The sequence below is a fragment of the Marinomonas atlantica genome, from assembly GCF_001639725.1.
Taxonomy (GTDB): domain Bacteria; phylum Pseudomonadota; class Gammaproteobacteria; order Pseudomonadales; family Marinomonadaceae; genus Marinomonas; species Marinomonas atlantica.
This window is the reverse complement of the sequence record NZ_LTAW01000002.1, coordinates 36,919-51,083: the sequence shown is the minus strand read 5'-3', so window position 1 is coordinate 51,083 and position 14,165 is coordinate 36,919. Positions and strand designations below refer to the sequence as shown.

Annotated in this window: 11 protein-coding genes; 3 read left to right on the top strand and 8 right to left on the bottom strand. The window is 44.5% G+C overall.

All coding sequences use genetic code 11. From position 1 onward, the window contains the following. Positions 1-35: 35 nt before the first annotated feature. Positions 36-1,334, bottom strand: coding sequence for a TRAP transporter large permease (locus tag AYW75_RS02965; RefSeq protein ID WP_067095191.1), 1,299 nt, complete (start codon positions 1,332-1,334; stop codon positions 36-38). Positions 1,335-1,406: 72 nt separating this feature from the next. Beyond that, positions 1,407-1,874: a TRAP transporter small permease gene (locus tag AYW75_RS02960; protein WP_231886144.1), complete on the bottom strand. Its 468-nt coding sequence runs from the start codon at positions 1,872-1,874 to the stop codon at positions 1,407-1,409. A 198-nt stretch (positions 1,875-2,072) separates the two neighbouring features. On the opposite strand from AYW75_RS02960, the gene AYW75_RS02955 reads away from it, so the two are divergent. Together AYW75_RS02955 and AYW75_RS02950 are read left to right on the top strand one after the other, a co-directional pair. Further along, complete coding sequence (locus tag AYW75_RS02955; protein ID WP_067095185.1) at positions 2,073-3,065, top strand: TRAP transporter substrate-binding protein; 993 nt, start codon at positions 2,073-2,075, stop codon at positions 3,063-3,065. A 333-nt stretch (positions 3,066-3,398) separates the two neighbouring features. Next, entirely contained in the window at positions 3,399-4,172 is a 774-nt protein-coding gene (locus AYW75_RS02950; protein WP_067095180.1) for an FCD domain-containing protein, read from the top strand. A gap of 137 nt (positions 4,173-4,309) precedes the next feature. On the opposite strand, the gene AYW75_RS02945 is transcribed toward AYW75_RS02950, so the two are convergent. The 4 genes from AYW75_RS02945 to efp all read right to left on the bottom strand — a co-directional run bounded on the left by AYW75_RS02945 (position 4,310) and on the right by efp (position 9,614). Next, positions 4,310-5,668 carry a sigma-54-dependent transcriptional regulator gene (locus AYW75_RS02945; RefSeq protein ID WP_067095178.1) on the bottom strand — a complete coding sequence of 453 codons (1,359 nt, stop codon included), beginning with the start codon at positions 5,666-5,668 and terminating at the stop codon, positions 4,310-4,312. A 13-nt stretch (positions 5,669-5,681) separates the two neighbouring features. Beyond that, entirely contained in the window at positions 5,682-7,958 is a 2,277-nt protein-coding gene (locus AYW75_RS02940; protein WP_082856365.1) for an ATP-binding protein, read from the bottom strand. A gap of 20 nt (positions 7,959-7,978) precedes the next feature. Then, positions 7,979-8,953, bottom strand: a complete 975-nt coding sequence (gene epmA, locus AYW75_RS02935) for an EF-P lysine aminoacylase EpmA (RefSeq protein ID WP_067095175.1) — start codon at positions 8,951-8,953, stop codon at positions 7,979-7,981. 85 nt (positions 8,954-9,038) lie between these two features. Then, positions 9,039-9,614 carry an elongation factor P gene (gene efp, locus AYW75_RS02930; protein WP_067032494.1) on the bottom strand — a complete coding sequence of 192 codons (576 nt, stop codon included), beginning with the start codon at positions 9,612-9,614 and terminating at the stop codon, positions 9,039-9,041. A 167-nt stretch (positions 9,615-9,781) separates the two neighbouring features. Between efp and epmB the strand changes: the two genes are divergently transcribed. Beyond that, positions 9,782-10,798 carry an EF-P beta-lysylation protein EpmB gene (epmB, locus tag AYW75_RS02925; RefSeq protein WP_067095172.1) on the top strand — a complete coding sequence of 339 codons (1,017 nt, stop codon included), beginning with the start codon at positions 9,782-9,784 and terminating at the stop codon, positions 10,796-10,798. Positions 10,799-10,854: 56 nt separating this feature from the next. Here the strand turns inward: epmB and AYW75_RS02920 are convergent, their stop codons facing one another. Both AYW75_RS02920 and glnE read right to left on the bottom strand, forming a co-directional pair. Next, positions 10,855-11,049 carry a hypothetical protein gene (locus AYW75_RS02920; RefSeq protein ID WP_067095169.1) on the bottom strand — a complete coding sequence of 65 codons (195 nt, stop codon included), beginning with the start codon at positions 11,047-11,049 and terminating at the stop codon, positions 10,855-10,857. 188 nt (positions 11,050-11,237) lie between these two features. Further along, positions 11,238-14,156 carry a bifunctional [glutamate--ammonia ligase]-adenylyl-L-tyrosine phosphorylase/[glutamate--ammonia-ligase] adenylyltransferase gene (glnE, locus tag AYW75_RS02915; protein ID WP_231886134.1) on the bottom strand — a complete coding sequence of 973 codons (2,919 nt, stop codon included), beginning with the start codon at positions 14,154-14,156 and terminating at the stop codon, positions 11,238-11,240. Positions 14,157-14,165 lie beyond the last annotated feature (9 nt).

The window sequence follows — 14,165 nt, the reverse complement described above, 5'->3', positions numbered from 1 at the left end:
TTCTCCAAAAATATTAAAATGGCAAACTTTCTAGGTTAATAACCAAGCAAAAGAGACGGTAAGAACAAACTAATTTCAGGGATAAATGTCACCGCAAGCAATGCGACTAACAACAGGAAGAAGATCGGCAGCAAAGGCTTAATCACTTTATCTATTTGGACACCACTCACAGAACACCCAACAAACAAGGCGCTGCCCACTGGCGGAGTACAAATACCAATACATAAGTTAAAGGTGATAATGATGCCAAAGTGCACTGGGTCGATTCCCAGCTCTAATGCAATTGGTAAAAATATGGGCGTAAAAATCAACAAAGCCGGCGTCATATCCATAAAGATACCCACACCAAGCAAGATTAAGTTGATGATTAATAAAATGATAATTGGATTATCTGAAAGCGCTAACAATGCATCACTCACAGCATAAGGGATGTCAGCATTCGCCATCGCCCACGCCATCGACATTGACGCGCCAATCAACAGCATGATCATCGACGCTGTCATGACAGAGCCAAGGATAATACTCGGCATATCTTTTAAAGAGACTTCTCTGTAAACAAGAGCCAGTAGTAATGCGTAAACCACTGCCACAGCAGAGGCTTCAGTGGCCGTGAATACACCACCGATAATCCCCCCCATAATGACAACGATTAACCCTAAACTTGGCAATGCACGAAAGGTGATTTTTCCAGCCTCGCCGAATGAGACAGGCTCTGACACAGGGTAATTTTTCTTTTTTGCCACGATGGCTACAGCCAACATAACGCAAGCTCCCATCAAAATCCCAGGTAAATAACCGCCCAAGAATAAGGCACTGATTGACGTTCCTCCCGATATCAGTGAGTAGACAATAAGTGCGTTGCTCGGAGGAATCAGTAGACCTGCTGGGCTAGAGGTTATATTTACAGCCGTAGAGAACACAGGATCGTAACCACTTTTCTTTTGCAAAGGTGCCATCGTGCCACCAACGGCGGCGGCCGCAGCCACAGCTGAACCGGAAATCGACCCAAACAGCATATTAGCGATGACATTCACATGACCTAGTGAGCCGGGTAGGCGCCCAGCAAGCAGTCGAGAGAACTCAATCAACCTCAATGCTAAGCCGCCACGATTCATGATATTTCCAGCTAAGATGAAAAATGGAATAGCCAATAATGTAAAGCTATCCATACCCGAAGCAATTTTTTGAGACGCCACCGACAATGCAGCATCAAATGGTAACGACACCATAATAGACAGCAACGACGCCACCGCAATTGAAAAAGAGATTGGTACACCAAGCACCAACATGACAAAGAAACTACCAAACAGAACGAGTGCAACTAACCATTCCACATTGTTTTCCTTTTTTTATTAGAGTTTTATAAACAACTAAGAAGAAACAGCAACCTATTAACTGACACCCCACTATTTGGAGTTAGAAACCAATAAGTCTCGCAACAAATACACCACCATACAGGCACCGCTGAGGGGAATGGCGCTGTAAACCCATCCCATTTGCCACCCTAGTACAGGTGACACTTGACCATGACTAAGCGTCTTAAGTACTAATCCGCTGCCGCCAATTAACATAATCACTACGGCAAAAACCAATCCGATTAACGTGATAACGATATTCAAGGTCGCTCTCTTTTTGCCTTCTAATACAAGCAACATAAAGTCCATTGCTAAATGCTTTTTTTGACCTAAAGTAAAAGCAGCACCTAATAGGCTGACCCATATAAACAGAAATCGCGCAAGCTCATCGGTAGATGTACTTGGAGCCCCTAAGACATAACGAGAGAACACCTGCCACACAACACATACAACAAGTACGGTCATCAACGTGACACAAATAGCCGACAATATACGGTCTACCCAATACATGAACTTCATCACCCAGTACCTCTTTTAGAGATTAATCACTTATTCTAGTTTTTATCTGACCTAAACATGTTGGACCAATTTTTATATTTGGTCAACTAAACCACACGAATTGATTGACCAATCATTAATCGCGTGCAATTATTATTTGTGTCACATCGGTTTTGCTAATCCAAAAGACAATAAAAATATCAAACTGGAGATATACAAATGTTAAAAATCACAGACGCTAAATTAAAATTTGCCTCCGCGCTCATTGTTGGCTGCTTGGGAGTTTCTTCTTTCAGTTATGCCGAAACGCTAAAGCTCAGCCACAATGGTGATACAAAGTCTCCAGTACACAAGGCTTTAAAGTATTTCGCTGATGAAGTAAAAGAGAAAACCGATGGTGACCTAAAAGTTCGTGTTTATCCTAATGGGCAACTGGGTACGCAACGCGAATCTTTAGAGCTTCTACAAAGTGGGGCACTGGATATGGCAAAATCGAATGCCAGTGAGCTGGAGTCATTCGATCCAGCCTACGGCGCATTCAATATCCCTTACATTTTTCGTGACCGCGATCACTATTACCGAGCAATGGAGAGCAATGAAGTCGGTCAAAAAATTCTGCGTAATTCTGAGAAGTTTGGATTTGTTGGCGTCGCGTATTTTGATGCTGGCGCACGTAATTTCTACACCACGAAACCGGTACGCTCACCGTCCGACCTACAGGGTATGAAAATTCGCGTTCAACCAAGCCCTAGTGCCATTAAGATGATGGAGCTCATGGGCGCAGCTCCTACGCCTCTGCCATTCGGTGAGCTTTACACGGCACTACAACAAGGTGTTGTAGATGGCGCTGAGAACAACATTGGTGCAGTCACCACATATCGCCACGGTGAAGTTGCTAAATACTTCAGTCAAGACGGGCATACTATGATTCCAGATGTACTGGTTATCGGTACCAATACTTGGAACAAGCTATCTGACGACAATCAAAAAGTCATCATGGAAGCAGGTAAAGACGCAACCGCTTTCATGAAAAAGCTTTGGGCTGAATACACCGTTGAAGAGCTAAAGAAAGCTGACAAAATGGGGGTAGAAATTCTAGATGTTGATAAAGATGCCTTTATCAAAGCAGTTGAGCCTATGTTCAACGAAGCGAAGGAAAACCCAGCAATCTCTGAATACGTAAAAGGTATCAAAGCGCTTGATAGTAAGTAGTTTCGAAAGCAGTATCTAATGTCTAAAAGGCCTAGACAATGATTTGCCTAGGCCTTTTATTGACATCTGATCTTTTAATTTAAATCTATACCTTTAAACAGTGATTCAAGACCTATTAAGATACCGACCAAAAATTGCTTGACCAATTAACAATTTCATCTTCTATCTGTGTCGTAAGACTTTCACATGCACTCAGGTTAAATCAATTTAATCAGCACACAATGATTGAGATGTAGTGAACACTATGACCACCTTAAAACGCTGGTATAATAACTACTAAACCTATCGCAACAATGAACTGTTCGCTCCCATTATCAAGTAAAGTAGAACGCTATGATAAGTACACTGATAAAACCAAAACGACTTTATCAAGAGGTTGGCATCAAACTACACACTGAATTGATGCAAGGCCAATATAAAGTAGGTGACCGTTTGCCACCAGAGCGAGATATAGCAGAACGTTTAGAAGTTAGCCGCACCGTGTTACGCGAAGCATTAATCATGCTTGAACTCATGGGTCTGATTGAAGTTCGTAAAGGCAGCGGTATTTATTTGATCAAAGAAGTCAATATGGCCTCAGTGAGTAGCGACCTAGGAGGGTCATTAGATAAAGATGACGTTGGTCCATTTGAAATGATGCAAGCACGTCAGTTGCTTGAAAGCCATGTTGCAGAGTTTGCGGCGACACAAGCTACCAAAAAAGACATTATCAAGATGCGTGAAGCATTGGAGCAAGAGAAGCAAAGTATCGATGTGCTCGGCAATGACCATGGTGCCGACAAACTGTTTCATTTGGCAATTGCGGAAGCAACACAAAACAGTGTTCTTGTGGATTTAGTAAAGACTCTATGGGATCGACGTGAAAATAGTCCCATGTGGAAACAACTACATAGTCATATTACAGACCAAGCGTACCGTAAGAAGTGGCTTGTCGACCATGAAAATATCTTGCGAGCAATCCAGCAGAAAAATGCAAACCTCGCACGTGTTGCAATGTGGCAGCACCTAGAAAATGTAAAAGATACGCTTATGGAACTTTCTGAACACCAATCAGCTCATTTTGATGGCTACTTATTCAGCACCAACCCCGTACAGATCGAAGACTAGAATCTGGTGCCAATTTAGCAGAAATAATACTGAAACATGATCACCTCAGCATCAATATTATTCATTCCCCTTTGATCAGTCAGCGGCTGGCAACTCCATAAGTTTTGTTTGACCCAGCCTTTTCCTGACTACATAAATTATGACTTGTACAAGTCCTTATCAAGGTCGTACTTACGCATTTTATCGTAAAGGGTTTTACGCGGCAGACCTAGCGCATCCATGGTATCTTTAATGGAGCCTTTTTGACGCATCAACTCTTGTTCTAACAAAGTTTTTTCAAAACGTTCCATTTGCTCAGGCAGTGTCATAATGCCTGGGTTGGTTTCATTGGTAATGATTTGATCAAATTCAAACGAACCAGACTCACCCATCAAAACATAACGCTCTGCAAGGTTGCGTAGTTCGCGGACGTTTCCCGGCCAATCATAGCTCATCAAACTGTGCATTCGCTCAGCGGTTAAGGGCTCTGATTCACGCTTATATTGGGCCGTGGCAACCAAACAAAAGTGTTGCCATAAGAGAGGAATATCTTCTTTGCGAGCCCGCAGCGGTGGGATGTCGACGCGTACAACGTTTAAGCGATAGTATAAATCTTCACGAAAAATACCCGTTTCACTCAGTTCTTTAAGGTCGACTTTGGTTGCAGCTAGAATGCGTAGATCTAAATCAACGCCCTTATTTGATCCAAGCCGCTCAACTTTGCGTTCTTCTAATACACGCAGTAGACGAACTTGCATGGACATAGGCATACTTTCGATTTCGTCTAAAAACAACGTGCCGCCATTTGAGTGCTCGAGCTTACCAATACGCTGGGTTTTAGCATCAGTAAAGGCGCCCTTCTCATGGCCGAACAACTCTGATTCCATGATCGAATCTGGCACAGCACCACAGTTAATCGCAACAAATGGATGACTACGTCGTGAGCCGTGCTCATGTATAAAGCGCGCCACCATCTCTTTACCAGTACCTGTTTCCCCTTGTACGAGAATGTCCGCACCAGTATCCGCTACATGCAGCAGTGCTTGGCGCAAACGGTGGATGCCTGGGGTGTTACCAATAATACGCGGGCCAGGCGCATTATGCGCTGCCAACTCTAAACGTAAATTACGGTTTTCTAGAGTAAGTCGACGTTTCTCGCAAGCACGACGCACTACTTCAATAAAATCGTCGTTAGAAAATGGTTTTTCGATGAAATCGTAAGCACCATCTCGAATGGCATTCACGGCCATACTGATGTCACCATGGCCCGTAATCAGAATAAACGGAATTTCAGTGTCAATTTTTTTAATGTGTTCAAATAACTCAAGGCCGCTCATACCAGGCAAATTGATATCGCTAACAATAACCCCAGGCCAGTCTATCGATACGTGTTCAGCAACACCTTGCGCACTGGCAAACTCCACCACATCAAAGTCTTCTAATTGTAGAGTTTGCGAAATGGCCATTCGGACCGACTGTTCATCGTCAATAACGATGACGTGATCAAGCTCTGACATGGCAGAATCCTTATTATTGTTCTAACTCGTAAGCGTTTAGAGTAACACAAAACTCAGCACCACCTTGAGGATGATTTTTAGCGGTCAAGTCACCATTCATTGAGTCCATAATCCTATGACTTATGGATAAGCCAAGGCCAAGACCTGTACCACTGGCCTTAGACGTATAGAATGGTTCAAATAAATGCTTGATGGCATCTTCACTCAAGCCTGTGCCGGTATCACGTACATAAATATGCACTTTTCTGTAGAATGGCTGAACTCGAATAAAGATCCGTTTGTCACTTGTTTTCGTCTCTAAAATGGCATCACTTGCATTGGCTAACAGGTTCACCAACACTTGCTCTAAAAAAACCATATCCGCCAATACGGCCGCCTGAATATTCTCTGGCATATCAACTTGAATATCGGCTTCTTTTAGGCGTGGCTGCATAATTTTCATAGCGCCTTTTATCGCGGTTTGCACATCAATAGGGGTATGCACCACATTACCTTTTCGGGCAAAGACCTTAAATCGGGCAATGATGTCACCCATGTGATGCCCTAACTGGTTTATATGCTGTAAATTGCTTTTTGCTTGGTCATACTTACCACGTTCTAAAAACTTAAGCCCATTTTCTGCAAACGCGCGGATAGCCGTTAACGGTTGATTTAATTCATGGTTAAGCCCAGCACTTAACTGCCCTAACACGGCTAACTTAGCCGTTTGTATCAGTTCTTGTTGAGTAGCTTTATGTTCATCGATTTCATGACGCAAGCGTTGGTTGGCGTCTTCCAATTCTGAGGTGCGCTCTTTTACTCGAATTTCCAACGCTCGACGTGCATCGGTGATTTCTTGTTCAAAGCGCTTACGTTCGGTCATATCATGAAACGTCACTAAGTGACTTCGACGATTTGGCAACTGCAGTTCACATAAAGTCGCTTCAACAGCAACGTCTTGGGAGGTTCCCTCAATATCAAACTTACCTTCAACTGTTGTCAGCCTTATTTCATCTTCTGTCGATACTGTCGATAAAGCCGTCACCCATCGCTTACGATCATTATCGGACACCTGAAATAAGTCAGACAAAGGCTGACCAATTAAGCTGGAAAGAGATCGAGCAGCAAGCGTTTCGACTGCGGGGTTCAGTGCCTCGATTCGATAACGGTCATCAAGAGTCACCAATCCTGCCTGCGTATGTTGAATCACTTCTCGAATATAAGCTTGGTTATGCCGTGCCATTTCTATGGCATCAGAGCGCTCTTTTAGCATTCGAGAGCGTAAGTGTGCGAGACCAAAGATGAGCACGGTAATCGTAATACCACCAGCAAAAATAGCTCGCCAAAGTGCAATCTGCTCTTCAATAGGTGTCAGAGGAACCAACACGGCCACTTGGAAATTCAGTAATTGTATCGGTCGACTCATGACCAAATAACGGCGTCTTTCAACTAACTCGTTGCCTAAATTATCTGTGGCTTTATCTAACATGTCGATGATATTAGAGTGTTCGCCATACGCTCTTCGGCTAACAATTGGTAGCGTTTCAATCGCTTGATCAAAATAACGCTGAGACTCTGCGATCCGAATCAACTCTTCATGGGACAGCTCACCCATTACTTTATAAAGCCACTGGGAACGTGATGAGCTAAATACAACGCCATCGGGGTCTAGCATTAAAAAGTCATAAGCTTGATTGCTAAAACGCTTTTCAAATTGGGTCAAGTCGACTTTCACAACTGCGACACCAATGATGCTATCCCCTTCAAAAACAGGATAGGAAAAATAATATCCACGGCGATTTGAGGTAGTGCCGAGCGCGTAATATCGCCCCGGTTTGCCACGAATGGCATCTTTGAAGTAAGGGCGAAAAGCAAAATTCCCACCCACAAAAGATGTACTTAAACGGTAGTTAGAGGCGGCAATCGTATCGCCATCAGTATTAATAATGTAACTATCAGAAGCTTCGGTAATGCGGTTAATCTGCTCCAACTCTCGGTTAAGCTGATTGATATCCGATGGCAGCCCATCACGTAACGCTTTTCGGACTCGATCATTCGACGCTAATAGCGTCGGCATATGCTGATATTTCGCAATAACACTTTCAACCACACTGGCAAGTTGATCAAGCTGATCTTGGGTTTCGATGGCGAGGTCTTGGGTTTGCTGTTGTTTGAGCGCATCGCCACCCCGCCACAGCGTTAACAAGCAGATAATAAACACCGCCACATATAACCAAGCAAATCGCTTTGGATCTAAGCCCCTTTGAGGCGAAGACAACCAATCACTGAAGGTAGCAAATAATCGTGGCATTCAAAGTTCTCTGTTAGCGTTTAAGCATGGGCACCCGAAAATGGCAGTACTTTGTCAATGTGCGCCTTATCAAGTAATAACATTAGCAGACGATCAACACCTAATGCGACACCAGCACAATCAGGCAACCCTTTTTCCAACGCACGAATTAGGCGTTCGTCGACTTGGCGCCACACTTGATGGTGTTCGGCTCGTTGCGCTATATCTTCTTGTAAGCGCTGCTGTTGCTCTTTCGCATCTGTCAGCTCAAAGTAACCATTGGCCAATTCCATACCACGCCAATACAACTCAAAACGTGCTGCAGTTCGCGCTCCACTTAATTCAATTTGCTGCTTTGCTAAGGCCGCTTGCGAGGCAGGATACGAGTGAATAAAACAGGGTTGCTTTTGCCCAATTTGAGGCTCAATCAGTGTCGTAAACAGCAGTTCTAATAACGTATCACGATCCATTTCTTCAAGACCGTATTCTGTATGTTGGTGGCAACATTGCTGTAAATATGACAACGATGCAGAAAAAGGGTCCAATCCTACATGGCGTAAAAATGCGTTTTGATAACTTAAACGTTCCGAGATAATCACATCGTTCGTCAGTACGCTGAGCAAGTCGTCTATTTCGTTCATCAACTGCCAATGATCGAATCCCAATCGATACCACTCTAGCATAGTGAATTCAATGCCATGACGACGGCCAATTTCTTCAGCACGAAACACTTTACCTAATTGGTAAATACTCGGTGCGCCCGCCGCCAATAACCGTTTCATCGCGTATTCAGGAGACGTTTGCAGATAATAGGTAACGTGCTTGCCAAGCGTTTTTGTTTGAGTTGACAAGACTTCGATATGCGGGTCACTAATGCTGCCTAACGACAAGCAAGGCGTGTCCACCTCTAAAACTTCACGCTCGTAGAAAAAAGCTCGAATCTTATGGAACACCTTTGCGCGGTACTGCAGCGTAGATAAATCCGCTGTGGGTTGCCAAATCTGTTTATTGTACATGCTGCTCAGTTCGTCTTGTATGGCCTATTTTAGCTACAAAAAAAGCCCTCAAACACTCAGCTTGAGGGCTTTCTCACAAAGCTAATTACTTACCTGTTGCGCGAGACACGTACTCACCGGTACGTGTATCAACACGTAATACCTCACCAATGTTGATAAACAGTGGTACACGCACCATCGCACCAGTTGAAAGAATAGCAGGCTTAGAACCACCGTTTGCGGTATCGCCTTTCAAACCTGGATCGGTTTCTGTCACTTCAAGTTCAATGAAGTTTGGTGGCGTAACGGCCAACGGCGCACCGTTGTAAAGTGTGACAACGTACGTTTCTTGCTCTTTTAGCCACTTCGATGTCTCGCCAACTGCGTTGGCATCGGCACCGTGCTGCTCAAAAGATCCATCCGTTAACATGAAGTGGTAGAACTCGCCATCTGTGTACAGATACTCCATATCCGTATCCATTACATCTGCAGCTTCTAATGATTCACCAGACTTAAACGTACGTTCCCATACACGACCAGACTTTAAGTTGCGTAGTTTGATACGGTTGAACGCTTGACCTTTACCAGGCTTTACGTGTTCGTTGTCTAATACTGCACAAGGGTCGCCATCGACCATTACTTTGTTACCGCTGCGCAATTCGCTGGTAGAATAACTCGCCATAAATCCTCACAATGTCATGATTTAGATAAAGGCTCTGTTCGAACAAGTCTTTGTTCAAGGAGTCAATCGCTCGATAATAATGCGAGACTCACTAGAGCCGTTGGCCAAACGGCCAAAGATTGGCCGACATAATAACTCAATTTAACTTAATTTTGCAGATATTTGACGTGATCCCTATTCAAAATACTACGACCCCTCATTGGTCGACTGAGCTGGCTCAAGCCATCAAAACTCCAGCGGAGCTCATGCCACTACTCGGTTTAACTGAGCAAACGATGCCGTCTGCAACACAAGCCATGACATCTTTTAAAATGTTGGTACCACGACCTTTTGTTGCGCGTATGGAGTATGGCAACGCCAATGATCCATTACTCAGACAAGTTTTAGCCGATGACATCGAAATGCTGCCCATCGCAGGCTACAGCAAAGACCCGTTAGAAGAAGGCAATCACAATCCACAAAAAGCCATCGTACATAAATACGAGCGCCGTATTTTAGTGATTACCACAGGCACCTGTGCAGTCAATTGCCGCTACTGTTTTCGACGTCATTTTCCCTATGGGGATAACCAATTGGCGCAAAAAGAATGGGACAGTGTAATCGATTACCTCAAACAGCACCCAGAAGTAAACGAAGTAATCCTCAGTGGCGGTGACCCTTTGATGCTCAAAGACAGTCAGCTAGGGCCGCATATTGAAAAGCTGAATGCACTGCCACAACTTAAACGCCTACGCATTCATTCCCGCTTACCCATTGTGATTCCTAACCGTATCAATCATGAACTGTTAGAGTGGGTCAACAACAGCAGCCTAGACATTATCTTGGTACTGCACAGTAACCACGCCAATGAAATCGATCAAGCGGTAGCGGAAAAAGTAGCCTTACTGAAACAAGCAGGCGTCACCGTATTAAACCAAGGTGTCTTGTTAAAAGGGGTTAACGACTCGGTAGAAGCGCAGGTAGACCTAAGCGAACGTTTATTTTCAGCCGGAATTTTACCGTACTATATGTTCACCTTTGACCCCATTGAAGGGGGGGCACACTTTGATCTATCGGTGTCATTCGCGCAACGACTTATGGGGCAAGTCGCAGAGAAATTGCCAGGTTACTTGATGCCTAAATTGGCCAAAGAAATCCCCGGACAACCCGCAAAAACGGTATTGCCCCCAACTTTAAGCCGTTAAAAAGCAAAAAGCCGCTCACGGTAAACGTGAACGGCTTTTTAAACATCGATCAAATACTAAGCTTTGACGTTGATGTTTTGACCAAGGTTGCCAGTAGCAGGCGCACTAGACTGAATCTGCTTAGAAGACGACGCAGTACTATCAAGCAGTTGCAAAGCCTGACGCCCTTGCTCCTCTTGTTGCGTTTTCGACATCGCTACACCCATCATTTCCATCGCGTACGACGTGCTGACATTAGTGACACTATTCATAGTCAACCCTCTTTTCTGTGGTATCCCTTCCTAATAAATATCTGTAAGCAACACTATCCTAGTCTTACTCACTTCACCTTTACGGCAAAGCATCGATACACTTTAACTTAATCTTACATAAGCCGCTTTAAAAGCGCCTTTAGTTACAAAGTTTAACATTCAAGCCTTTCATGCGCTTTCTAACATGTCTACTGACATGGCTGTTCTACAAAATCATCCCAATACTGGGAGATCAGAGCCTGGTTTTCTTCTAGAGTCTCCACTGGCACCAGACGCCCCAGCTTTTGTAACGCTTGCCGGTGGGCTGTAGCACGATAAAAGGTATAGGCATCTTTCATCTTTGCGACAACGTCAGCCTCTAATAAGCCATTTTCGGCGGCCGCTTCAAGCTGGCGGATATTGTCTGAGAACTCACTTAAATTAGGATATTTGTAAGACCAAGCAAGCACCATATACTGCACCATAAACTCGATATCAATAATACCACCCGCCCCTTGCTTGAGATCGAAGCCTTTATCACGACCACTGGTATCAAGATGCGAACGCATTTTTTCACGCATCTTGATGACTTCTTCTTTCAGCTCAGGGCGATTACGCTTTCGGCTAAGAACCTCTGCTCGGGTTTCATTAAACTGCTGGGCTAATTGAGTATCACCCGCTAACACACGTGAACGACATAGCGCTTGATGCTCCCATGACCACGCTTCCTTATGTTGATAATCTTTAAAAGACTCTAAGCTGGCTACCAATAAGCCTGAATTACCAGATGGGCGTAAACGCATGTCCACTTCATACAAGCGCCCAGCCGACGTAAAGCTGGTAAGCAAATGAATAATACGTTGGCCAAGACGTGTATAAAACACCAAGTTATCCACGCTACGCTCACCGTTAGTGGTGCTTTTTATCTGGGCATTATGAATAAATACCAAGTCCAGATCCGAATCGTAGCCAAGTTCAATACCACCCGACTTTCCATACCCAACAATTAGCAACTCAGGCGTTGTTACTGGTTCGCCATCTTGCCTGGGATAGCCATGACGCTGAGTTAAATAATGCCAAGCCTGTTGTAATACTTGCTCTAACAAAACTTCAGCCAGCCAAGTTAAGTGATCACTTACTTTCATGAGTGGTAATACACCCGTGATATCACAGGCGGCAATTCGCATGATCATAGAGCGACGAAAACGACGCATGGCATCCATGTGTGCTTCTTCATCTTCTTCTGGCAATCGAACTAATATTTGTCGTAGCTCTTGTGCCATACCCGACTTAGAGGGTGGCGAAAAAAGTGTATCAGCATCTAATAACTCATCTAACAACGAAGGAGAATTTGAAATCGCCTCAGAAAACCAAACACTTTCACGACACAACCTTATCAAATGTACGATGGCGCTTTGGTTTTCCGACAGCAGCACAAGGTAAGAGGTTCGTCGAGTTACCGCTTCCATGATGGGAATGATGCGCTGTAGCACCAAATCGGGAAAGGCTTCCTCTTCCAGACAGGTCATCAATGCCGCTAAGAATACGGCTAATCGCTCCTGCCCTATCGGCTGCATATAAGCCACGGCACGTGATCCCAAGAACTGAGCTAGCACTTGAGCAGCGACTTCTGCGTCTTGCCACGCAATCGCATCTATTGCTTCTTCAATCAGCGTTTGCTCTTGCGGTTGCTTTAAAATCACTCGCCATGCTTCTTCTGCCAACTGATCACTGGAGTTTTCTTCACCATCATCAATAAGATTTTGAAAGCATTCGTGTACTTTATGTCGATGCTGCCAAAGCGTGTCCAACAAAGTTTGCCAGTTTGGCTCGCCAACTTGATAGGCTAATCGAGTACGCGACAAATGGTCATCTGGTAACAACTGAGTCTGTTCATCTGCAGCACCTTGAAGAGCATGCTCAACACGACGTAGATAACGGTACGCAGACAACAAGCTTTGAACCTGATCATCTGGTAGATAGCCATCTTGACCTAATACTGGAAGCGCCTTAAACAAGGCAGGTTTTTGTAGGCTTTGATCTCGGCCGCCGTGCAGTATTTGTAACGCTTGCACGATAAATTCCACTTCACGAATGCCCCCTTCGCCAAGTTTAATATTGTGTTCAATCCCCTTACGACGCACTTCTTTGGCAATCATGGATTTCAAATCACGTAACGCACCAATGGCACCAAAATCAAGATACTTGCGATACACAAAAGGACGGCGAATCGACTCAAATTCAAGCACGTCTTGCGCATCACCCGCCATAACACGCGCTTTAATCATCGCATAACGTTCCCAGTCACGGCCTTGATCTTGGTAGTAGTTTTCCAAAGAGTCCATGCTCATGACCAATGCGCCAGATTGACCAAACGGACGTAGACGCATATCAACGCGGAAGACAAAACCCTCCGCATTCACTTGATCCAAATGTTGAATCAGTTTCTGACCGATTTTGGTGAAGTATTCTTGATGTGATATAGCTTTTTTGCCGCCTTGGGTTTCCCCGTGTTCTCGGAACGCAAACACCAAATCGATATCAGAAGACAAATTGAGTTCATAACCACCGAGTTTCCCCATACCTATGACGATCAGTTTTTGTGCTTCACCAGCACTATCGAGCGCTTGACCGTATAAATTTTGGTACTGACGCATAGACCATTGTTGGCTAACGTTCACAGCCACATCAGCCAACTTACTTAAATGGGCTGTCAGAGTTTCCAAGTCTACTGTTTGCTGAATATCGCTGGTAATCAGGCGCGTCATCCACCAATGTCGATAACGACGTAGTTGCTGCATCAGCATGGCTTCATCCCAATCTGGCAACAGCACTTCTTCGCTAACAGCTTGCCCCCAGGCTTTTTCGCCGGCATAGAGCTGTTCAACCGTTGGCGGCGCTAATGTTTGAGCCGGCTCTAGCAAACTTTCCAGCCAGTGAGGAAAACGAGTCAGCTGTTTATGCACGTATTCGCTCAACAGCCAGATTCGCTCAGCTTGACTCAATACATCATTAGGCACCTCCAGCCCCATGCGACGTGCAATTGCATCGCTAATGGCTTGGTTCTTAATGTCTAATTGTTCTTGGGTGAAGAGCGCATGTACTTGGGATATCGGTGTCAGCGTCAAGTTATCATC